Here is a 22,178-nt window from a genome sequence, read left to right as displayed (position 1 = left end):
TAATAATATATTNTNTTTTTTCTGTTATATTTGTTTTTTATGTTTAGGAAAATATTTTTCTGAAAAAAATTAAAGTCGAAACCTTTGCTATAGCTTGATTGAAAACAAAAAAACGTTATTTTACTTTTTTGTGCAAAGTTGGCACGGTAGTTGCTATATATAAGGCATTAGAAAATATACTGGCTACTCAAAAGGCCAGCTATATGGATTATGTTAGGAGGACAAAAACTTGCAATTAAAGGAATATTTTAAAAAAGAATTAGTTTTCTATGATTTATCTGTAGCAGATAAGGGAGAATTTTTTACAATACTATCACAGAAGGCCTGTTCACTAGGCAAGGTGACAGATGAGTTTGAAGTGAATGTCAAGAAGAGAGAGGATAATTTCCCTACAGGTATCCAGCTAGAAGATTTTGCAGTAGCTATACCTCACACTGATGCAGAGTATGTAAAAGAAGAATTCATAGCTGTAGCAGTGTTTAAGGAACCAGTAAAATTTAGTTCTATGGAAGATGCAAGCGCTATACTAGATGTAAGAGCAGCATTTATGCTTGGTTTAAACCAGCCACACAGTCAGTTAGAAGTTTTAACAGAATTGATGGGCATATTCCAGAACAAGGAAACAATGGCAAAGATTATTAATTCGTCTAGTAAAGAAGAATTAGAAAACATTATATTTAACATTTAATTATTTGGAGGTAGAAAAATGAAAAAGAAAATTTTAGTAGCATGTGGAGCAGGAATAGCAACATCAACAGTAGTATGTGGTAAGGTTGAGCAGTTAGTAAAAGACAACAACATAGATGCAGAAATAATCCAGTGTAAGATAGCTGAGGTTGCTTCTAAACAGGATGAAGCTGACCTTATAGTTTCTACAACAATATTGCCAACTACATACAAGATACCAGCAATAATAGCTACATCATACATCACTGGTATCAACACTAAGGCTCTAGACCAGAAGATACTAGACCACTTAGTATAATAAAATCGATCTAATTTATCTGTTTATATTAGCAAAAAGCTATTATACATAATTTATAACTCAGGAGGGGAAAATGGATAAAGTATTAGCAGTAGTACAGTACATACTTAACATGGGTGCGACAGTAATCCTACCGATTACAATCCTATTCTTAGGTATGGTATTCAAGATTAAGTTCACCAAGGCCTTAAAGTCAGGTCTTACAATAGGTATAGGATTTGTTGGTATTGGACTAGTAGTTAACCTACTAACTTCAACTCTAGGACCAGCAGCACAGGGAATGGTAAAACGTTTCGGTCTTTCATTGACAGTAATAGATGTTGGTTGGCCGACAACAGCATCAGCTACTTGGGCATCACCAGTAGCACCGATAATAATACCAGTTTGTTTGGGTGTTAACTTAATATTAATTTACTTCAAGTTGACTAAGACTCTAAACATAGACTTGTGGAACTACTGGCATTTTATAGTAGCCGGTGCATTCGGTTACGTTGTAACAGGAAGTTATATATGGGCAATCATATGTGCAATCATAATGGAATTATTGGTACTATTTACGGCAGACAAAACAGCCAAGTATGTGGGAGACTTCTATGGACTTGAGGGTGTTTGTTTACCAACAGGTTCAACAGCATCTTTCGCACCACTTGGTTTCCTAGTTGGTAAAATAGTAGAAAAGATACCAGTAATCGGTAATATACATACAGACCCAGATACAATTCAGAAGAAATTTGGTATCTTCGGTGAACCAATGATGATGGGTATAATCCTAGGATTCGTTCTTGGTGGACTAGCAGGCTACGATGTATCTAAGGTATTTAATACAGGTATATCAATGGGTGCAGTAATGTTCTTGATGCCTAGAATGGTTAAGATACTAATGGAAGGTCTAATTCCAATTTCAGAGGCAGTAAGAGACTACCTACAGTCTAAGTATGGAGATAGAGAACTATACATAGGTCTAGATGCAGCTCTTGCAACTGGACATCCAGCAGTTCTTTCAACAGCTCTAATACTTGTACCTATAACTCTATTCCTAGCAGTAATACTACCAGGTAACAGGGTACTTCCATTCGGTGACTTGGCTACTATACCATTCTATATAGCATTCATCGTATGCTTTAGAAAGGGTAACATAGTACAGTCGGTAATCACAGGAACAATAGTAATAGCACTATCATTATATATGGCAACAGATCTTGCGCCTGTACATACAGAGCTACTTTCTCAGGCTAATATGCTACCAAAGGGAACTACAATGGTATCTTCTATAGATGCTGGTGGTAACTTGTATAAATGGGGTATATACAAGCTCTCAGAGATGGTCAAGGCGATGGGCTTATTCTAAGTTTATTAAAACCCTTCTTTGTACAGGTGTACAAAGAGGGGTTTTTATATATGGAAATGTTTTCCAAAATGGCTAAGGTCAATTACAATATATGGCTAAGGTCATTACAATATAGCTAGTTTGATAGTCGTTTGAGTGTGGCTAGAGCTAGCATTAAATGATTATGGTAATTCGAAAGGAGAAAAGGATGAAAGCAGTGGTAAAGGCAAGGCCAGGTTATGACAATGTCGAGTTATTAGACCTAGAAGAACCTCAGGTTTATGGGGATAGGGTAAAGATTAAGGTGGCATACAGTGGTATTTGTGGATCTGATATTCATTCCTTCAAGGGAGAATATGCAAACATAAAGACTCCTGTAACTTTGGGTCATGAATTTTCAGGTGTCGTAGTTGAGGTTGGCCCAGATGTAAAAAATGTAAAGATAGGAGACAGGGTTACATCAGAGACAACTTTTGAAACTTGTGAAGAGTGTATATATTGTGCATCAAAAGACTACAATCTTTGCCCATCTAGAAAGGGTATAGGTACTCAGGTAAATGGATCATTTGCAGAGTATGTATTGTCTAGGGAAGAGAGTGTCCATGTACTACCAGAAAGTGTATCATTACTTGCAGCTTCATTGACAGAACCCCTAGCATGCTGTGTCCATGCAGCATTGGAAAAGACTACAATAGAACCAAGTGACAAGGTACTTATTATAGGACCAGGACCAATGGGACTACTACTTGCTCAGGTAGTTAAATCTCAAGGGGCTACAGTTATAATGACTGGTATAGAAAAGGACAAGGAAAGACTTGAATTTGCCCAAAAACTAGGTGTAGATAGGACAGTAAATGTTCAAGCTGAGTCTTTAAAAGATGTAATTATGGAAATGACTGAGGGCTATGGTGTAGATAAGGGCTTTGACTGTTCTGGATTTATGCCGGCAGTAAACGATGCCCTTCCACTATTAAAGAAGAAGGCTACTTTTGTTCAGCTTGGTATATTTGCCAAGAAGTTCAATGAAATGGACCAGGAAACAATAATCCAGAGGGAAATAGCATATGTTGGTACAAGATCACAAAAGCCAAGTGCTTGGGTCACTTCTTTAGAACTACTTGCAGCGGGCAAGGTAGATACAGAAGTCCTAATTACCAAGATTGTTGGACTAGGTGAATTCCATGAAGGTATAGAAGACTTGATGGCTGGTAAGGAAATTAAGGTAGCAGTCGATTCTTCAAAATTATAAGATAAGAAAAGATATAAAAATATTTAAGAATATAAAAATATTAAAACTCTACATTAGAGTAAGAAAAATAAAAAGATATAAGAAAACGAGGCAAATAAATGAAGAGTTTAAGATTATATAAGGCTAGAGATATTAGGTATGAAGAAGCTCCAATGCCTGAAATAATAAAAGATGACGATGTAATAATAAAGGTAATGGTTGCTGGTATTTGTGGTTCAGATGGACATAGGTATTCTTTACTTGGTCCATACATTGAAGGCATGGTATGGGGACATGAGTTTTCAGGTGTAGTTGAGAAGGTTGGACCTGGTGTGACTAACCTAAAGGTTGGCGACAGGGTGACAGGTTGTCCTACACTATACTGTGGAGAGTGTGAGTCATGCAAGAAGGGTGAATTTGCAAGATGTGATGTTCTAAAAGTAATAGGTGCCAAAGATCCTGGATGCTTTGCCCAGTATACAAAATTACCTGCTGAAAATGTCCTTAAAATTTCAGACGAGGTTAGCTTTGAAAAGGCATCTATGGTAGAACCTTCTTGTGTTGCACTACATGGTCTTTATAAAACTCAGTTGCAGCCAGGGGATGATATAGCTGTAATGGGATGTGGAACAATTGGATTATTGGCTATCCAGTGGGCCAAAATATTTGGAGCTAGAAAGATCGTTGCAATAGATATAGACCAGTCTAAGTTGGACCTAGCTATGAGTCTAGGGGCTACACACACTATTAATTCTTTAGATGGTCCTCCACATGAACAATTGGAAAAAATAACTGACGGTAGACGTGTAGATGTTGCTGTTGAGTCTGCTGGTTCAAAGATAACTTCAGCCCAGGTGTTTGCCCTAGCTAAAAAGGGTGGGAAGGTAGTATTCCTAGGAATACCATATGGAGATATAAATATTGAGAGATTCTATTTTGAGAGAATAGTTAGAAATGAACTTACAATATTTGGTTCATGGAACTCAGTATCTTCACCATTCCCAGGCAAAGAGTGGACGAGTGCAGAGCATTTTATGGCGACAGGAGCAGTTGATCCATCACCTCTTATAACACATAGGTTAGACCTAAGTGAGGGTCCTGAAATATTTGAAAAGATAGCAGAAAGAACTCCAGGCATAGGCAAGGTTCTTTTCTATCCAAATGGTAAACCAGAATAAAAAGTAAATATTAGATTTTTAGCTATAAAACCCCTATACAATCATTTTTGATTATATAGGGGGCTGTTTATTGTGATATTAGTTTGTAGATTTTGTTACTTTACCTGATCCGTCCTGTGAATTAGTGGCACTGGCCTTGTCATTTGATTTAGGAGTTGGATTGTTTAATGATTCTTCAAAAGATCTAATCTGGCTTTCTTCTTCTTTGCCTATAGCCTTAAGACTAGATGCATCTATATATACAGTCTTTTTCTTAGATTTTTCTTTTTCAGTTTCTCCGTTAGAAAAAGTAAACTTGTATATGTTCTTATTGTTTGCATACATCAATTTATAAGAATCTATCTGACTATAAACGTCCCTGTCTACATTTTTGAATGCTGCCTGTATAGCCAATTTTAAGTCTTTGATGATTGAAAAGTTTAAGACGTTGGCCTTTTTTTCAGCACTTGCAGCTACTATAGGCTTTGATGATATCACATCACTAGTCTTAGCATCTACAGTCATGATTATTCCCTGGCCTTTTTTGTCTATACCGTCTATTGAATAGATGTATTTTCCATCTTTTTCCTTAAGTATAAGGCTTGATATAGAGCCAGCCTTGTTCTGTGTTGTAAATCTCAGCATAGCCTGATCCTGGTTTACCTTTACAGTTCTGATATCTTTAATATTTGACAAATCTACGTTTGTTTCTACGTTTTTCTTTGATTCTTTTTTACCTAAGCTACTGCATCCTACGTTTGTTATACACATAATACTGCATAGTCCTAGGGCAAGTATCTTCTTATTTTTCTTATTCATAGTTACCTCCACTTAAAAAAACTAGCAATATAATTATACAATAAAGATCTATATAAAAGAACCTCTTTACTGATAATAAAAATTAAAATTTATGAAAAAAATCTAATATATGATCCAAAGAAAAGTAAGTAAGTTATATTAAGGGCAAATTTGTAGTATTTAAAATTGTAATGTGCTATAATCAATCTTACAACAAGGAATATAATAAACGTCTAAAATATAGATGTATTATTGGTTTGGAGGTAGAAGGTGAGAGTAGTCGTTATTGGTGGTGGCAAGGTAGGCAACAAGATTATCGAGCAGCTATCAAAAGAATCGCATGATGTTACAGTCATAGAGAAAAATCCTGAAGTAATACAAAAGATTAATAATTATTTAGATATTGCATGTATCAATGGTAATGCAATTAATTATGATATACAAAAAGAGGCTGGTGTAGATGCAGCTGACATAGTGATAGGCTGTACTTCATCAGATGAGATTAATATGTTCTCTTGTTTACTTGCCAAAAAACTGGGGGCAAAGCATACAATAGCAAGAGTTCGTAATCCTGAATACTATAATCAACTCAACTATATAAAGGACGATCTTGGTCTTAGTATGGTTATCAATCCTGAATATGTGGCAGCCAATGAGATATCCAGAATACTGAGGTTCCCATCTGCCCTAAAGGTAGAGACATTTGCCAAGGGTAAGGTCGAGTTGCTAGAGTTTAAGGTTGGTGTAGACTCTGTACTTGTAGGAATGAAAATGAAGGAGATAAGTCATAAGTTTAATCTTAAAGTCCTTATTTGTGCTGTTCAGAGGGCCAATGATGTTATAATACCAAATGGTGACCTAGTCCTTGAAGCTGGAGATAAGTTGAGTATAGCAGCATCCCACCTAGAACTTGAGAACTTCCTTGGAAGGATAGGTGGCCTAAAGAGGAAGGTTAAGACAGTTATGCTAATAGGTGGTGGCAAGATAGCCTATTACCTATGTGAGAGTCTTAAAAAGCTAAATATAAAGATAAAAATTATAGAGAGGGATATAAAGGCCTGCAATAATATAGCAGACCTACTTCCATATGTTGACGTTATTCACGGTGATGGAACAGACCAGCAGTTGCTTGAAGAAGAGGGGATTGATGATGTAGATGCCTTTGTTTGCCTTACAGGAATAGATGAAGAAAATATAATACTGTCTATGTATGCAAATTCAAAAAATATTCGCAAGGTCATAACTAAGGTGGGTCATTCTACATTTTTAAATATGACAGAGACCCTAAATTTAGATACAGTAATATCTCCTAAGGACATAACGGGCAGTATAATTTTAAGGTATGTTAAGGCTATGGAAGCCTCATACGGAAGTAAACTTAACAGTTTTTACAGGATGGTTGATGGCAAGGTCGATGTGCTTGAGTTTTCAGTAGGAGAGACTAGTAAAATTGTCGGTGAAAGACTTGCTGACTTAAAACTTAGAAAGCACCTATTGCTAGCCTGCATAGTCAGGGAAGGCAGTATAATAATCCCTAGTGGTAACGACATTGTAAATGCCAAGGATAATATAATTATTGTCACTAAGCATCAAGATATCAGTGATGTTGATGACATAGTGGAGTAGGAGTTAAATTATGAATTATGAGATGATGCTGTTTGTCATTATGAATATAGCTAGGGTAGAGGGGGCCTTGATGTTGCTACCTGCCCTTGTGGCCCTTATTTATGGTGAGAATACAGTAGCTGGAAAAATATTAATAATCGCAGTTTTATGTATTTGCTTGGGAAGTGTTTTTTCTAGGAAAAGACCTAAAAGATCGGATATATTTGTCAAAGATGGATTGATGATAGTTGGTCTAGCATGGGTTATGTTCTCCTTGCTAGGAGCTCTTCCCTTTTACTTTACTGGTGCTATACCGAGATTTGTAGATGCATTTTTTGAGACCGTATCGGGCTTTACTACTACGGGTTCTACTATACTTACAGATATTGAATCCCTTCCTTATGGTATACACTTTTGGAGGGCCTTTACCCACTGGGTAGGTGGTATGGGTGTACTTGTATTTGTAATGGCTGTTATACCCCTTGCAGGTAGTAAGTCTCTTAATATTATGAAGGCTGAGGTTCCAGGTCCTACAATGGACAAGATAGTACCAAAGACTAGGCAGACTGCTAAGATATTATACCTTATATATGTAGCGCTGACAGTTGCTGAGGTCGTGCTCTTGGTCCTAGGTGGTATGCCCTTATTTGATGCATTAATACATACATTTTCTACAGCGGGAACAGGTGGATTTTCAAACAAGGCAGATTCCGTATCCTTTTATGACAGTGCCTATATAGACGGGGTGATTACGGTATTTATGGCTCTTTTTGGGGTCAACTTCAACTTATTTTATCTCTTGTTACTAGGTAAATTTGCTAGGGTATTCAAGAGTGAGGAGCTGAGGACCTATATAGGTATTATAGCAGTGGCGACCCTTCTAATAACTATAAATATATATCCTATGTACGGGTCATTTTTAACCTCATTTAGGTACTCGTCTTTTCAGGTTACTACTATAATCACGACAACTGGTATGATGACTACTGACTTTAATCTTTGGCCTAGTTTTTCAAAGGGAATACTCTTGATGTTGATGTTTGTAGGTGCCTGTGCAGGGTCTACTGGTGGTGGACTCAAGGTATCCAGGGTCTTGCTTCTAGGTAAATATATCAAGAGTGAGATAAGAAAAATAGTTCATCCTAGAAGTATTGTATCTGTTAAGGTTGATGGAAAGGTCATGGATGATACAGTGATTAGAAGTGTTACAGCCTATATTATGATATACATGTCTATTTTAGTTGTGTCATACCTGATGATATCCCTAAATGAATTAGACTTAGAAACAACTCTAACTTCAGTGATCACTTGTATCAACAATGTGGGACCTGGTTTTGGAGAGATAATAGGGCCTACTCAGAATTTCTCGACCTTGTCTGATTTTTCCAAGCTTGTCTTGACCCTAGATATGCTGATAGGTAGGCTCGAGATATATCCAATACTATTCATATTTAGTCCTAGGATGTTTAAGAGAAGGTTCTAAAAAATTTTTTCCCAAATATAGAGTAGTGGAAAAAATAAGGTGGATATGAAAAACGATTATTTCAAGTATGACACTAGAAAAAAAGATATAAAAAACGAATATTTATTGATAAAAATTAAAAAAAATATGTATTTACAGTTACGTTTTTATGGACTTTGTATATAACATATGCTATAATCTATTAGTAATAGGCGGTGTTCTTGTGGGATGAGTTTGTTACAAACGGCATATCTGCATGGGCACTTTTTTGTTTTTTACAAAAAGCCTAGTATAGGATGTCAATTAAAGGAAAATATATATTAAAGGAATGTTTGAAAGAAGGGATTAGTAGATGTTAACAGCAATAACAGGAATTAACTGGGGCGACGAAGGTAAGGGAAGAATGGTAGATTTACTATCTAGTGACTACGATGTAGTTGTTAGGTACCAGGGTGGCAACAATGCAGGTCATACTGTAGTTAATGAAAGAGGTAAGTTTATACTTAACTTATTACCATCAGGTATACTACGCTCAGATGTAGTAAATGTAATTGGTAATGGTGTAGTAGTTGATATCAAGCACCTTAGTGAAGAGATGAATAAGTTAAAGGCAGCCGGAATAGAAATAACTCCAGCCAACCTAAAGATAAGTGATAGGGCAATAATAGTAATGCCATACCATGTACAGATGGACTGTCTAGAAGAAGAAAGACTACTAGATGCCAAGTATGGTTCAACTAGGAGGGGGATAGCACCTGTATATGGTGACAAGTATATGAAGAAGGGTCTTAGAATGGGTGAACTTCTTGATAGCAAGGAAGACCTAAAGAAGAGACTAGAGGGTATAATAGATTACAAGAACTTAATGATAGAAAAAGGATATGGTCAGGACAAGATTTCATTTGATGAAATGTGGGCATATCTTGAAGAATATGGAACAATAGCCAAGGAATTTGTATGTGATACAGGTCTATTCTTAAACAAGGCTGCAAAGGAAGGTAAGAACATAATGTTCGAAGCCCAGTTAGGAGCTCTTAGGGATATTGACTTTGGTATATATCCATATACATCTTCATCATCTTCAATAGCAGCCTATGCGCCAATTGGATCAGGTGTACCAAACTTAAAGCTAGACTTATCAATCGGTATAATGAAGGCTTACTCTACTTGTGTAGGTGAAGGACCATTCACAGCAGAGATGTTTGGTGATGAAGCAGAAGAATTAAGAAAGTCTGGTAACGAATACGGTGCTGCAACAGGTAGACCAAGAAGAGTTGGTGGATTTGATGTACTAGCATCTAGATATGGTGTTATGTGTCAGGGAGCTGATGAAATAGCCCTAACTAAGCTTGACGTATTGTCTTACCTAGACCAGATACCAGTATGTGTTGGTTATGAATTTGAAGGTGAGAGACTAGACCACTTCCCAATAGGAGAAAAGTTATTCAAGGCTACTCCTGTATATGAATACAAAAAGGGATGGAACAAGGATATATCCGACTGTAAGAAGTTAGAAGACCTACCTCAGGAAGCTATAGACTATATCAAGTATATAGAAGAAGCAGTTGATTGCAAGATCAAGTATGTTTCTGTAGGTGCACAAAGAGAACAGTATATTGTAATGCCATAGTAGGCACAAAACAAAAATTTATGGGCATGCCTTAGGGTATGTCCATGTTTATAATAAGTAAGTAATTTAAAAGTTATATTGTTGTATGTAGATTATTAAATGGAGGTATTAGATGAACAATACATATGAATCACCGCTAACATCAAGATATGCTAGTAAGGAAATGCAGGCCTTATTTTCACCTGACAAGAAGTTTAGAACATGGAGAAGACTTTGGATAGCCCTAGCTGAGACTGAAAAAGAGCTTGGCCTAGATATCACTCAGGACCAGATAGATGAACTAAAGAAGTTTCAGGATGATATCAACTATGATGTAGCCAAGGCTAGAGAAAAAGAAGTAAGACATGACGTAATGAGCCATGTATATGCTTATGGTGTTCAGTGTCCGAGCGCAGCAGGTATAATCCACCTTGGAGCAACTTCTTGTTTTGTTGGAGACAATACTGACCTGATTATTATGTATGAAGCACTAGACCTAATCAAGAAGAGACTAGTAAATGTTATAGCTATACTTGCCAAGTTTGCTGATGAGTACAAGGATCTACCAACACTAGGATTTACTCATTTCCAGCCTGCCCAGCCAACAACTGTAGGTAAGAGGGCAACACTATGGATCCAGGACTTTTTACTAGACCTTGAAGCTCTAGAAGACTTCTTACAGAGAAGAAGATTAAGAGGAGCCAAGGGTACAACTGGTACTCAGGCATCATTCCTAGAGTTATTTGATGGAGACTTTGAAAAGGTGAAATTATTGGATAAGACTGTTGCCCACAAGATGGGTTATGATGATGTATTCCCTGTTACTGGACAGACATATTCAAGAAAGATAGACAGTCAGGTTGTAAACATCCTAGCAGGTATTGCCCAGTCAGCTACAAAGTTCTCAAACGACATCAGACTACTTCAGAACCTAAAGGAAGTTGAAGAGCCATTTGAAAAGAACCAGATAGGTTCATCAGCCATGGCTTATAAGAGAAACCCAATGAGAAGTGAGAGAATAGCATCACTATCAAGATATGTTATAGCTGATATGCTAAACCCAGCCATGACAGTTGCAGGTCAGTGGTTTGAGAGAACACTTGATGACTCAGCCAACAAGAGACTATCTGTACCAGAAGGTTTCCTAGCTATAGATGCAGTCCTAAACCTTTGTGCCAATGTAAGTGATGGACTAGTTGTATATCCAAAGGTTATAGAACAGAGACTTATGAAGGAACTACCATTTATGGCTACTGAAAACATAATGATGGATGCTGTAAAGAAGGGTGGAAACAGACAGGAACTACATGAGAAGATAAGAGTTCATTCACTAGAAGCAGCTAGAATGGTAAAGGTTGAAGGTAAGGAAAATGACCTAGTTGATAGAATTGCCAACGACCCAGTCTTTGGTGTTACAAAGGAAGAAATCCTAGAGGTTCTTAAGCCAAACTTATATGTTGGATGTGCCACACTACAGGTTACAGATTTCTTGGAAAATGTTGTAAACCCAATCCTTAGTGAGGAAGATACTGTAGAGACTGCAGAAATAACTGTATAGTCATAGTGGATTGTAAATTAATTTGAGGCAGGACTAATCAAGGTCCTGTCTTTTTTTGCCAAAATAAAGTATAATATAAGCATATAAATTAACTTTTATTAATTATTGGTAACAAAATGGGATGGACAAGGGGGCTTATTATGAAGGATTTTAAGTTGGCAGTATGTCAGATGGCTGTGACTGATGATAAACAAAAGAATATAGAAAAATCTGTATGTATGATTAGAGAAGCTGCAGCAAATGGGGCAGAATTAGTTGTGCTACCAGAGATTTTTAATTGTCCTTATGACACCAAGTGTTTTTCGAGCTATGCTGAATCTTATCCAGGACTTACATCAAATGCTATGATGGGCATAGCCAAAGATCTGGGCATATACTTACTGGCAGGGTCTATACCAGAAATTGATGGTTCAAAAATTTATAATACAGCCTATTTCTATGATAGAAATGGACATATGATAGCTAGACATAGGAAGATGCATCTTTTTGATATAGATATAGATGGTGGCCAGTATTTTAAAGAATCTGACGTGCTTACACCAGGAGATGATTTTACTCTTGTCAATACGGATTTAGGGTGTATAGGCATAGGCATTTGCTATGATGTTAGGTTCCCAGAGTATTTTAGGATACTTTCTACAAGGGGGGCAGAGATGGTGCTTTTGCCGGCTGCCTTTAATATGACTACAGGTCCCCTTCACTGGGAGATATCATTGAGGGTGAGGGCCTTGGATAATCAAATCTTTATGGTAGGGGCATCTTCAGCAAGGGATGTCAACTCTTCATATGTATCCTATGCAAACTCAAGGATAATAGATCCATGGGGCAGTATAATCGCTAGGACAGATGAAAAAGAGTCAATAATATATGCGGATATAGATGGTTCAAAGATAGAATCCGTAAGAAACCAACTACCCCTTATAAAGCACCTGAGAAAAGATAGGTACAATCTAGCTTGTGAGGTTAGGTAACTTGTGTGGTCAGACAACCTAAATCAAGGGCTTGTCTAAAAACACTTATAAACTTATTTAATAAAATATATAAAATGGAGGTTACAAAAATGATGACTAATAAAGAAATTAGGGCAGTTGCTAGAGAAAGACTGTCGGGTAACTGGTTAAAAATGTTACTTGTGAATATAATTGTGTGCGCTATAATAGGTGCTGGTTCTTATTTCTCAACAGTAAAGGAGGCTATCTACATTACACTAGGTATGTCTATTATATCTGTAATACTAGTTACAGGGCAGACAAACCTAACTTTTAATATAGCCAAGGGAAAAGAGTGGCGTGCCGGTAACTTTTTTGTTGGTATTAAAGAATACTTAAGGTCATTTGGATATAATATCCTAATAGGACTGATGGTTGTAGCAATAGAGATCGTTTTTGTATTTTTAATCGTTTCAAATTCTGTTGCGGCCCTTATTGGAAAGCCTAGTAATCTCGATTTGGCTCAATCAATAAAACATATGCACCCTGAAAATATTGGTCTTGCGGTTGGATTTTTATTAGTGATGGTATTTATATTGATCTTGATAGACCTTATGTATTCAATGGCTATATATATAATACTAGAAAAAAATCCTGACATAGGAATTATAAAATCTATGAAGTACTCGAGAAAGCTTATGAAAAAGCGTAAGGCTAAGTTGTTTGGTCTTTATCTATCGTTTATAGGTTGGTCATTGCTATCAATATTGACTTTAGGTATAGGAATATTGTTTTTAAATTCTTATATTATGACAAGTATGGGTATATTCTATGTAGAACTACTAAAAGACAAGGCTGAGTTGGCCGATGAAGTGGGTCTAGTATCTCATAATGATTTTGTTGAGATGAATGAGTATAGAGTAGTCGATACTGAAAGTTTAGAGGTGATAAAAGATGAGGATAATGAAAACAATCAGGAACATAAAGAAATTGATAAAGATGTTGAGGAAGGCTCAGAAGGGGGTCAGAAGAATGAAGAGAATCAGGAGACTGAAAAGAGCAGTGATGATCAGGACAATGTCTCAGAACACAAGGTAAATCAAGAAGAGAAAGGTGAGGTATAGGTATGTCTGACGAAAAGATAATAAGTTTTGAAGATATTAGAAATAGGGTTAAGGAATCTGATATTGACCTATTTGAAGAATTTATTGGTGAAGAAATAATGGATTTGGATTACGAAGGAGATTTAAACCTATTAGATTTTATCAAGAAGGTTTCTGATTACCAAGAGGAAAATAATATACCGAACAAGAAATTTCTAGATATGCAAAAGCAATTTATGGAGAGGTATGGTTTTGAATTAGTAAATCCATCTCCTGAAGAACTTGAAAAAATAAAAAAATCTCTTAACAGTAAGGCTAATATTGATAAACTTAAAAGTCTTGACATGAATAATCCAGTGTCTATGATCCGTACTTCGGCGCTCCTAAGCTTGAGGGCGGACTTTGAGGATAAGGCCTACGAAAAGAATATTATCCAGCTTGATCTTAAAAACGACAAGAATGACCTTAAGATTATATTTAATGGAGAGAATGTAACAGTTATAAGTGAGAATAAGATAGACTTTAGTGATGAAGATATCAACAAGGCTATAGCCAATTATAGGGTAATAGTTGGGGATAGCATAAGAGTACAGATATGTGAGGCAACAAATTCGTATGACTATAAGTAAAAACAAGTTACCAATTGAATTTTTAAAAGAAATGGAGGACCTTTTAGGTCCTTCTTATAATGATTTTATAAAATCATTCGACGAAAAAAAGACCAGTGCAATAAGGATAAACACACTCAAGATGACCAAGGAAAGGTTTGAAGACTTGGCGATGTTTTCAATAGATATTGACAGGGATAGAATTGAATGGTCTGATGAATCTTACTATATAGACGAAGAAACCAATCCTGGTAAAAATCCACTCCACGATGCTGGAGCCTATTACCTACAAGAGCCCTCTGCAATATCTGTAGTTGGCAAAAGTAATATAGTACCTGGGGAAAGGATTCTGGATATGTGTGCAGCCCCTGGTGGCAAGTCTACCTATATCCTATCTAAACTAGGTGGTAGAGGCCTTCTTGTTTCAAATGAAATCAACAAGCAGAGGGTGACTAGCCTAGGTGACAATCTTGAGAGATTTGGTGCTAGGAATGCCATAATAACCAACGAGGATTCAAAGCGACTATTAACGTTTTTTAAAGGTTTCTTTGATAAAATATACATCGATGCTCCATGTTCTGGACAGGGGATGTTTAGGAAGGATGCCTATGCTATTGAAGATTGGTCTATAGCCAAGGTTAAAGAGTGTTCTAATATACAAAAAGACCTGATTAGAGACGCCTACGCAATGCTAAGACCAGGTGGAAGCCTTATCTATTCTACTTGTACTTTCACTAAGATAGAGAATGAAGACATAATAAATGACTTCTTAGGTGAATACAAGATGGCAAGTTTAGATTCTATGGAGAGGATCTGGCCCCATATAGATAGGGGAGAAGGTCATTTTTGTGCTAGGATATCCAAACCAGATTCAAACAATGATGAAGATTTTGGACTAGGCGATGTGGATTTTGAAATAGCTAATAACAAAAATTCTAAGTCTAAAAATAAAAAAGCATCAAAATCTAAAAGAACATCTTCCGGCAGTAAAATACCAGATGATTTAAAAAAGTTTTTCTTGGACTACCTAAGTGAGAACCAGTTTGAGGACTTGCAGAATTTTAAAGATCGATTGGTGGAAAATAAGGATATGATTTATCTTGCATCAATTGACCAAGATAAGCTCAAAGGACTAAAGGTACTTAGGAATGGTATACTGCTTGGACAATTAAAAAAGAACAGGTTTGAACCAGCACATTCACTAGCTATGGCCCTTAAAAAGTCAGATGTAAAGTACTGTCTAGACCTAGACCATGATAGTGAAGAAATATATAAGTATCTTGAAGGGCAGCCCATAGAGACTGGCCAGTCAAGAGGATGGGTATTAGTTTGTGTAGAAGGGTGTTCTATTGGTTGGGGTAAAGAGTCATCCGGTGTTCTTAAAAATAAGTATCCAAAGGGGCTGAGAAGAGTAATAAAGAGATAATATGTGCAGCTTTGGCTGAGAAAGGAGAATGTTTTGAGCAGGGAAAAGAAAAAAGGCCTTGTCGGAGAATTAATGGAAATTATAAATATTTTTGTTATGGCGATAGTACTTGCACTCGTTATAGTGCAGTTTATTAGACCAACTAGAGTTGATGGTTTGTCTATGTATCCTACTCTTGATAACAACGACTATTTAATAATCAATAGGGTGACTAGGTATACGGGGGTCGAAAGAGGAGACATAGTAGTATTTGACAGTTCTATGGAGATAAATAGCCTCAACAAGGAAAAGTCAATATTTAAGAAGATAGTTGATTTTGCCCTACAGGACGACAGTAATACCAAGGACCTAGTTAAAAGAGTAATTGCAGTTGGAGGGGACCATCTTCAGGTGTCAAACAACGAAGTCAGGGTAAATGGGAAGCTTTTGACAGAAGACTATGTTTCTCAGGGGAACAGGACTGAAGGCAATATAGATACTGTAATTCCTAAGGGGCATGTATTTTGTATGGGTGACAACAGGATGAGAAGTTTGGACAGTAGGTATTCTGAAGTAGGTAACGTACCTGAAAACAAGATAATAGGTACTGTTTTAGTGAGACTGCTACCAATATCAAGTATGGGAGTAGTGAAATAATAACTAGTATCTAATTGGGAAAGTTAAAACCAGTATTCAATTAGAAAAGTTATAAGTAGCATATAAGTAGGAAACAATAAATTAGTGTTTTGGAGGTGAGCTTGTGGAAAAGATAAATTTACTAGTCGATGGCAGGGCTATCGAGGTCAATTCAGATAGGATTAGACTAAATGACCTTGCAAGCTTGGTTGAAGATTATTATGAAGGACATATATGTATGGCCAAAATCAACAACAAGCTCTACAATCTAAACCACATACTATACAAGGATTCAGAAGTAGAGTTTATAGATACCTTAAAAGAAGACGGAAAGAGGCTATATTTTAGAGGCTTGTCACTTTTGTTGGTGATGGCCTGCAAGGACCTTTTCGAGGAAGCTAAGGTATATATCAACCATTCCATGAGTGGTGGTCTTTATTGTGTAGTCAAGAAAAAAGACTCTTTAAGCGATAAGGATATAGAATCTATCAAGGCCAAGATGCTTGAATATGTAGAAAAAGACCTTACAATCAAGTGTAACTACCTACCGAGCGACGAGGCGATAGAAAAATTCTGTTCGATCAACTGGGATGAAAAAGCTGAGTTACTAAAGTATAGAAAAGATGACATTATAAAAGTATATGAGTGCAATGGATACATTGATTATTTTTATGGTCTAATGTTTCCATCTACAGGCCATATAAAGGACTTGGACCTTGCTAAGATGGCTGATGGCCTTGTAATACTAGGGCCAGAAAATGGAGTTAAGGGAAAAATCAGCAAGCTTAGGAATATGGACAAGCTATCTGAAGTATATAGGGAGAGCGAAGAGTGGTCTAGAACATTAGGAATTGACAATGTTGTAGACCTAAATAGGATTATAGAGTCCAATGCATATGGTGATATGGTAAGAACTGTCGAAGCCCTACATGAAAAAAAGATAGCAGAGATAGCTGATATAATACACGAAAAGAAGGCCAAGTTAATACTAATAGCTGCACCATCTTCTTCGGGAAAGACGAGTTTTGCCCATAGGCTATCAATTCAGTTGAGGGTAATAGGACAGAACCCACTCCCAATATCAATGGATGATTATTTTGTAGATAGGGTCAATACGCCTCTCGACCAAGATGGAAACTATGACTATGAATCTATAGATGCTATTGATATTTCAAAATTTGAAGCTGATATTAGTCATTTGTTGGCAGGCCATGAGATAGACGAGATTAAATTTGACTTTATAGATGGCAAGAGGATTTATACAGGTAAAAAGATAAGGCTTGAACCTAATCAGCCTATAATCATAGAGGGGATACACGGACTTAATCCGGTTCTAACAGAGTCTATAGATAATTCATCTATATTCAAGATATATTTGAGTGTAATAACACAGCTCAACCTTGATGACCACAATAGAATACCTACAACAGATCTTAGGCTCTTGAGGAGAATGGTGAGAGACAGTATGTTCAGGGGTATATCTGCAGTTGAGACTATGGAAAAATGGTCGTCAGTCAGAAGGGGCGAGGAAAAATATATATTCCCTTATGCTGAAGAGGCGGATATAATGTTCAACTCAGCTAGTGTATACGAGTTAGCAGTCCTTAAGACTCAGGCTATGGACCTGTTAAAACAAGTCAGCGAGGACAGTGACTACTATATGGAGGCTCAGAGGTTAAAGAGTCTACTTCAGTATTTTGTCAACTTAGATGATACAGAAGATATAGGACCGACTGCGATTATTAGAGAATTTATTGGTGGAAGTAGGATTGTGTAATGCCGAGAAAGAAAACAAAAAAAGAAGTAGTAGAGATACTAGATATGTTGACACAGATGCATCCAGATGCACACTGTGAGTTGGTACACACCAGTGCCTTTGAGTTGCTAGTTGCGACGATACTATCGGCCCAGTGTACTGATGTAAGAGTCAACATAGTTACAGAAGAAATGTTCAAAAAGTACAATAAACCTGAAGACTTTAAGGACCTGAGTATAAAAGATATAGAGGCGATGATAAAGACTTGTGGTCTATACAAGTCTAAAGCCCAGAAAATTAAGGATACATCTACAATAATAGTCGACCAGTTTGGTGGTCAAGTTCCAGATACACTTGAAGACCTAGTAAAGTTACCGGGTGTGGGAAGAAAGACAGCGGGAGTCGTCCTGAGCAATGCTTTTGGAGTGCCGGCTATTGCAGTGGATACACACGTTTTTAGGGTGAGCAATAGGATAGGACTAGTAAAAGAAAACAATGTTGAAGCTACTGAGTTTGCCTTGATGAAGGCCATACCAAAAGATAGGTGGACACATTCGCATCATTTATTGATATTTCAGGGAAGACGAATATGTAAAGCCAGAAAGCCTGAGTGTCATTTATGCAATATAAGAGATTACTGTAATTACTATGCAGTTGAAGAGAAGAAGAAAGAAAAGAAAGGAAATAAAAATGCCGATTAATATAGTTTTAGTGGAACCAGAGATACCTCACAATACAGGTAATATAATTAGAACGTGTGCCAATACGGGAGCTCAACTCCACTTGATTAAACCATTAGGTTTTTCACTTGATGACAAGCATCTGAAGAGATGTGGACTTGATTATTGGGATATAGCAGATATAAAGTATTATGATTCATTTGAGGAGCTACAAGAAAAATATCCAGAGGCTAATTACTTTTATGCTACAACAAAGACCCAAAAATCATATGCAGATGTCGAGTATAATGAGGGTTGTTTTTTAGTTTTTGGTAAAGAAACAAAGGGGCTACCTAAAGATCTAATAGAGAAAAATGAGGGTCATTGTATAAGGATACCAATGAGGGGTATAGAAGGAGCAAGGTGCCTCAACCTATCTAATTCGGTAGCAATAGTTGTCTATGAAGCATTGAGACAGCTAGGATTTCCTGATTTAAAATAAGCGGAGGTTAAAATGAATAAAATAAAGATAGTTTGTGATAGTTTAAGTGATGTCACAGACCAACAGATAGAAAAATATGATATTGAGTTTATACCTCTAAACATAATTATAGGGGATAATGAGTACAAGGATAGACAAGATATAAGTATTGATAATTTTTATAGTATAATCAGAAATGATAAGGTCATACCAAAGACTTCACAGGCTACGTACGCAGATTTTTATAGGGTATTTGAAAAATATACACAAGAAGGATACGATATTTTGTATATATCAGTGTCTCCAAATGCTACTGGAACATACCAGAGTGCAGTTCTTGCAAGTCAAGAATTTGAAGGTCACAACATAAAGATTATAGACTCTAACAGCCTTTGTTATGGTATAGGATATCAGGTATTGATGGCATGTGAACTAAGAGAGGATGGTAAGAGCCTGGATGAAATTGTAGACTATATAGAAAGCATCAAGAACAGGGTATATGCAACATTCTTCTGTGATGACCTAGAATACCTTTCAAAGGGTGGAAGAATAAGCGGAACAAAGGCGATGATCGGTTCAGTTCTAGGCATAAAGCCTATATGTGTAGTCAAGGATGGCCTAGTAGAAAATGTAGCAGTGGCAAGAGGCAAAAAGAACATAGCCCACAAGCTGATAGAGACAGCCAAAGAAAATGGAGTGACTGACTTTAAGCAACAGAGGATATTTATAGGTTACTCCGATGACATTAAAGAAAGAGATAGGTTGGTAGAAGTCCTTACAAAGGACTTTGGAGCACAACATATCGAGTACTTTAGGATAGGCTGCGGTATAGGAACACATGGAGGCCCAGGAACAACAGGATTTATCTGTTTAAAAGGATAATAAAACATAGGAATTATTTTAAAAAAGTCATTTTGACATAGTTATTATAAGTTTAAATACGATTTTATTGCTCAATCACGCAGCATGAAATTGTTAAATAGAAACAAGAGTTTGTAAAAAGAGGCAATATATGGATGATATTTGACAAGTGATATGTATATGATTTTACATCATTTCACGTAGCTGAGAGTAGATTGAGAATAGAGAGATATAGATAATAGAAAAAGAGACCGTATGTTGTCAAAGTAAGCATAGAGTAGTATTTTTGTTATATCAATGCGAAAACGAACGTCTAATTCGAGTGAGCCTGCGGCTAGGCAGGCCTTGAAGAATTAGTGAGTTAAGCATATGATATAACAAATACTACGTACAGCTTACTAGACTATATGCGGTCTCTTCTATTATCTAAAAACTATATTCTTTCAAGTAATGTTAGCAAGTAGTCCCAGATTTTCCCAACAGAGTCTATCTCTACGTGCTCTTTTGGTGTATGTACATCATACATAGTAGGTCCTATTGAAATTGCTTCAGCCTTTTGTGGTAGCTTGCTAAGTAGGATTCCGCACTCAAGACCACAGTGCATTACTAGTACATTAGGGGCTTTTTTGAATACATCCTTGTATATATCAACAGCCTTGCTCTCTAATTGAGAGTTTGAGTTGTATTCCCAAGCAGGATAGCCTGCAGAAAATTCAATCTCAGCTCCTAGTAGGTCTGCCAAGGCCTCTATTTTACTCTTGACATATTCTTTTTTAGACTGGCTTGATGACCTTGTAAGGTTCTTAAATTCTATATGTGTGTCAGTCTCTTTTACAAGAGCAAAGTTTGTAGATGTCTCAACCTGCTCATCAAGTTCTGCCTCCATAGCAATTACACCTGCTGGCATCAACATAAGTGTTTTTATGATTTTGTCTTTACAAGCATCAGTAAATACCTTAAAGTCCATCGAAGCACTTCTTCTAAGGCTTATCTTAAGATTTGGCTCTGTAGCATATAGCTCCTTTTGGATCTTTGCAGACATTTTCTGTATATCTTTTGCTGCCTGTTCAATGTCCTTGTCACTTACAGATATAACTGTCTCAGAAGTTCTTGGTATAGCATTTCTTTTTGAACCACCATCTATATTGAACATATCAAAATCAACGCTTATAGAGTTAAGGAGCCTTCCCATAATTTGGTTGGCATTACCCCTATTTTTATCTATGTCCATGCCTGAATGTCCGCCAAATAGTCCCCTAATTGTTATTTCAAGGGCTACATTTGTAGGGATTGCTGGTTTATACTCTTTTCTAATTGAAAGTATAGAGTCAACTGCACCGGCGCAACCTACAAGTATATTGTAGTCTTCTTCTGAATCAAGGTTGATTACAAGAGATGACTTTAGGTTTGAAAAGTCTAGTCTGTTTACACCTATCAGACCAACCTCTTCATCTGATGTAAACACGCACTCAAGGTTAGGATGCTTGATATCTTGACTCTCAAGGATAGCCATCATATAGGCAACACCTATACCATTGTCTGCACCCAATGTAGTGTCATTGGCGTGTAAATGGTTACCGTCTATAATCAATTCAATAGGGTCTTTGTCAAAATCGTGGTTTGAGAAATCCCCAGATTCTGTGACCATGTCTATATGTGACTGTAGCATTACAGTTGGTCCATCAGGATTGCCATTGGTTGCTGGTTTTCTTATAACTATATTATTATATTCATCTTGATATGTATCAAGTCCAAGGTCTTTAGCAAAGTTAACGATATAGTCGCTCACTTGCTTTTCTTTCCCAGATGACCTTGGAATCTGAGAGATGTTTTCGAAGTTTCTGAATACTTTTTCTGGATATAAACCCTTTGTTACATAGTTCATAGTATGCACCTCCTTAAGGGGTTTGTATATTAATATAATTGCAATAAAAAATACATATTTACATTATACCATGTATAGTATGATTTATGTATATATGAGGAAAAATTTTGCTTAGTCTTAATAAAT

At 36.6% G+C, this 22,178-nt stretch carries 20 protein-coding genes; 18 read left to right on the top strand and 2 right to left on the bottom strand.

Annotated features, from left to right (window positions below; genetic code table 11):
* The first annotated feature begins 229 nt into the window (after positions 1 to 229).
* The 5 genes from HMPREF0631_RS02930 (at position 230) to HMPREF0631_RS02910 (ending at position 4,718) form a co-directional block, all read left to right on the top strand.
* Positions 230 to 688 (top strand): PTS sugar transporter subunit IIA, encoded by a 459-nt coding sequence (locus HMPREF0631_RS02930; RefSeq protein WP_002843207.1) that lies wholly within the window; start codon positions 230 to 232, stop codon positions 686 to 688.
* Between the two features lie 18 nt (positions 689 to 706).
* Positions 707 to 985 carry a PTS sugar transporter subunit IIB gene (locus HMPREF0631_RS02925; protein ID WP_002843240.1) on the top strand — a complete coding sequence of 93 codons (279 nt, stop codon included), beginning with the start codon at positions 707 to 709 and terminating at the stop codon, positions 983 to 985.
* A gap of 73 nt (positions 986 to 1,058) precedes the next feature.
* Positions 1,059 to 2,333: a PTS galactitol transporter subunit IIC gene (locus HMPREF0631_RS02920; protein ID WP_002843259.1), complete on the top strand. Its 1,275-nt coding sequence runs from the start codon at positions 1,059 to 1,061 to the stop codon at positions 2,331 to 2,333.
* A 187-nt stretch (positions 2,334 to 2,520) separates the two neighbouring features.
* Positions 2,521 to 3,561, top strand: a complete 1,041-nt coding sequence (locus HMPREF0631_RS02915) for a zinc-binding dehydrogenase (RefSeq protein ID WP_002843197.1) — start codon at positions 2,521 to 2,523, stop codon at positions 3,559 to 3,561.
* A 98-nt stretch (positions 3,562 to 3,659) separates the two neighbouring features.
* A complete protein-coding gene (locus HMPREF0631_RS02910; RefSeq protein WP_002843295.1) occupies positions 3,660 to 4,718 on the top strand; it encodes a galactitol-1-phosphate 5-dehydrogenase in 1,059 nt (352 codons plus the stop codon).
* 78 nt (positions 4,719 to 4,796) lie between these two features.
* Here HMPREF0631_RS02910 and HMPREF0631_RS02905 read toward each other — a convergent pair whose 3' ends face one another.
* The gene (locus HMPREF0631_RS02905; RefSeq protein WP_002843219.1) at positions 4,797 to 5,516 is read right to left on the bottom strand and encodes a PepSY domain-containing protein; all 720 of its coding nucleotides are present in this window, start codon (positions 5,514 to 5,516) and stop codon (positions 4,797 to 4,799) included.
* A 249-nt stretch (positions 5,517 to 5,765) separates the two neighbouring features.
* On the opposite strand from HMPREF0631_RS02905, the gene trkA reads away from it, so the two are divergent.
* The 13 genes from trkA (at position 5,766) to HMPREF0631_RS02840 (ending at position 20,188) form a co-directional block, all read left to right on the top strand.
* Positions 5,766 to 7,121, top strand: a complete 1,356-nt coding sequence (gene trkA / locus HMPREF0631_RS02900) for a Trk system potassium transporter TrkA (RefSeq protein WP_002843304.1) — start codon at positions 5,766 to 5,768, stop codon at positions 7,119 to 7,121.
* Between the two features lie 10 nt (positions 7,122 to 7,131).
* Positions 7,132 to 8,583, top strand: coding sequence for a TrkH family potassium uptake protein (locus HMPREF0631_RS02895; protein WP_002843244.1), 1,452 nt, complete (start codon positions 7,132 to 7,134; stop codon positions 8,581 to 8,583).
* Positions 8,584 to 8,914: 331 nt separating this feature from the next.
* Positions 8,915 to 10,192 carry an adenylosuccinate synthase gene (locus HMPREF0631_RS02890; protein WP_002843211.1) on the top strand — a complete coding sequence of 426 codons (1,278 nt, stop codon included), beginning with the start codon at positions 8,915 to 8,917 and terminating at the stop codon, positions 10,190 to 10,192.
* A 112-nt stretch (positions 10,193 to 10,304) separates the two neighbouring features.
* On the top strand, positions 10,305 to 11,729 hold the full coding sequence (gene purB, locus HMPREF0631_RS02885; protein WP_002843214.1) for an adenylosuccinate lyase: 1,425 nt from the start codon (positions 10,305 to 10,307) through the stop codon (positions 11,727 to 11,729).
* Between the two features lie 140 nt (positions 11,730 to 11,869).
* Entirely contained in the window at positions 11,870 to 12,700 is an 831-nt protein-coding gene (locus HMPREF0631_RS02880) for a carbon-nitrogen hydrolase family protein (RefSeq protein WP_002843263.1), read from the top strand.
* A gap of 89 nt (positions 12,701 to 12,789) precedes the next feature.
* The gene (locus HMPREF0631_RS02875; RefSeq protein ID WP_002843277.1) at positions 12,790 to 13,782 is read left to right on the top strand and encodes a DUF975 family protein; all 993 of its coding nucleotides are present in this window, start codon (positions 12,790 to 12,792) and stop codon (positions 13,780 to 13,782) included.
* A gap of 2 nt (positions 13,783 to 13,784) precedes the next feature.
* Complete coding sequence (locus HMPREF0631_RS02870) at positions 13,785 to 14,390, top strand: DUF3867 family protein (RefSeq protein WP_002843216.1); 606 nt, start codon at positions 13,785 to 13,787, stop codon at positions 14,388 to 14,390.
* A complete protein-coding gene (locus tag HMPREF0631_RS02865; protein WP_002843198.1) occupies positions 14,377 to 15,795 on the top strand; it encodes an RsmF rRNA methyltransferase first C-terminal domain-containing protein in 1,419 nt (472 codons plus the stop codon). The genes HMPREF0631_RS02870 and HMPREF0631_RS02865 overlap by 14 nt, the downstream gene beginning before the upstream one ends.
* Before the next feature lie 33 nt (positions 15,796 to 15,828).
* A complete protein-coding gene (lepB, locus tag HMPREF0631_RS02860) occupies positions 15,829 to 16,431 on the top strand; it encodes a signal peptidase I (protein WP_002843246.1) in 603 nt (200 codons plus the stop codon).
* A 103-nt stretch (positions 16,432 to 16,534) separates the two neighbouring features.
* The gene (locus HMPREF0631_RS02855) at positions 16,535 to 18,187 is read left to right on the top strand and encodes a nucleoside kinase (protein WP_002843274.1); all 1,653 of its coding nucleotides are present in this window, start codon (positions 16,535 to 16,537) and stop codon (positions 18,185 to 18,187) included.
* The gene (gene nth / locus HMPREF0631_RS02850) at positions 18,187 to 18,867 is read left to right on the top strand and encodes an endonuclease III (protein WP_002843203.1); all 681 of its coding nucleotides are present in this window, start codon (positions 18,187 to 18,189) and stop codon (positions 18,865 to 18,867) included. Before HMPREF0631_RS02855 ends, nth begins: the two co-directional genes overlap by 1 nt.
* A complete protein-coding gene (gene trmL, locus HMPREF0631_RS02845) occupies positions 18,857 to 19,327 on the top strand; it encodes a tRNA (uridine(34)/cytosine(34)/5-carboxymethylaminomethyluridine(34)-2'-O)-methyltransferase TrmL (RefSeq protein WP_002845442.1) in 471 nt (156 codons plus the stop codon). The genes nth and trmL overlap by 11 nt, the downstream gene beginning before the upstream one ends.
* Positions 19,328 to 19,339: 12 nt before the next feature.
* A complete protein-coding gene (locus HMPREF0631_RS02840; RefSeq protein ID WP_002843183.1) occupies positions 19,340 to 20,188 on the top strand; it encodes a DegV family protein in 849 nt (282 codons plus the stop codon).
* A gap of 412 nt (positions 20,189 to 20,600) precedes the next feature.
* Here the strand turns inward: HMPREF0631_RS02840 and HMPREF0631_RS02835 are convergent, their stop codons facing one another.
* On the bottom strand, positions 20,601 to 22,052 hold the full coding sequence (locus HMPREF0631_RS02835; RefSeq protein WP_002843194.1) for an aminoacyl-histidine dipeptidase: 1,452 nt from the start codon (positions 22,050 to 22,052) through the stop codon (positions 20,601 to 20,603).
* Positions 22,053 to 22,178: the final 126 nt, after the last annotated feature.

This window comes from Peptostreptococcus anaerobius 653-L (assembly GCF_000178095.1).
Taxonomy (GTDB): domain Bacteria; phylum Bacillota; class Clostridia; order Peptostreptococcales; family Peptostreptococcaceae; genus Peptostreptococcus; species Peptostreptococcus anaerobius.
This window is presented reverse-complemented; position numbering and strand designations above follow the sequence as displayed.

Bases quoted from the DNA above. Each gene is read 5' to 3' on its own strand.
- HMPREF0631_RS02925 (WP_002843240.1), top strand. From the start codon at position 707: ATGAAAAAGAAAATTTTAGTAGCATGTGGAGCAGGAATAGCAACATCA.
- HMPREF0631_RS02920 (WP_002843259.1), top strand. From the start codon at position 1,059: ATGGATAAAGTATTAGCAGTAGTACAGTACATACTTAACATGGGTGCG.
- HMPREF0631_RS02915 (WP_002843197.1), top strand. From the start codon at position 2,521: ATGAAAGCAGTGGTAAAGGCAAGGCCAGGTTATGACAATGTCGAGTTA.
- HMPREF0631_RS02910 (WP_002843295.1), top strand. From the start codon at position 3,660: ATGAAGAGTTTAAGATTATATAAGGCTAGAGATATTAGGTATGAAGAA.
- HMPREF0631_RS02905 (WP_002843219.1), bottom strand. From the start codon at position 5,516: ATGAATAAGAAAAATAAGAAGATACTTGCCCTAGGACTATGCAGTATT.
- HMPREF0631_RS02895 (WP_002843244.1), top strand. From the start codon at position 7,132: ATGAATTATGAGATGATGCTGTTTGTCATTATGAATATAGCTAGGGTA.
- HMPREF0631_RS02890 (WP_002843211.1), top strand. From the start codon at position 8,915: ATGTTAACAGCAATAACAGGAATTAACTGGGGCGACGAAGGTAAGGGA.
- purB (WP_002843214.1), top strand. From the start codon at position 10,305: ATGAACAATACATATGAATCACCGCTAACATCAAGATATGCTAGTAAG.
- HMPREF0631_RS02880 (WP_002843263.1), top strand. From the start codon at position 11,870: ATGAAGGATTTTAAGTTGGCAGTATGTCAGATGGCTGTGACTGATGAT.
- HMPREF0631_RS02875 (WP_002843277.1), top strand. From the start codon at position 12,790: ATGATGACTAATAAAGAAATTAGGGCAGTTGCTAGAGAAAGACTGTCG.
- HMPREF0631_RS02870 (WP_002843216.1), top strand. From the start codon at position 13,785: ATGTCTGACGAAAAGATAATAAGTTTTGAAGATATTAGAAATAGGGTT.
- HMPREF0631_RS02865 (WP_002843198.1), top strand. From the start codon at position 14,377: ATGACTATAAGTAAAAACAAGTTACCAATTGAATTTTTAAAAGAAATG.
- nth (WP_002843203.1), top strand. From the start codon at position 18,187: ATGCCGAGAAAGAAAACAAAAAAAGAAGTAGTAGAGATACTAGATATG.
- trmL (WP_002845442.1), top strand. From the start codon at position 18,857: ATGCCGATTAATATAGTTTTAGTGGAACCAGAGATACCTCACAATACA.
- HMPREF0631_RS02840 (WP_002843183.1), top strand. From the start codon at position 19,340: ATGAATAAAATAAAGATAGTTTGTGATAGTTTAAGTGATGTCACAGAC.
- HMPREF0631_RS02835 (WP_002843194.1), bottom strand. From the start codon at position 22,052: ATGAACTATGTAACAAAGGGTTTATATCCAGAAAAAGTATTCAGAAAC.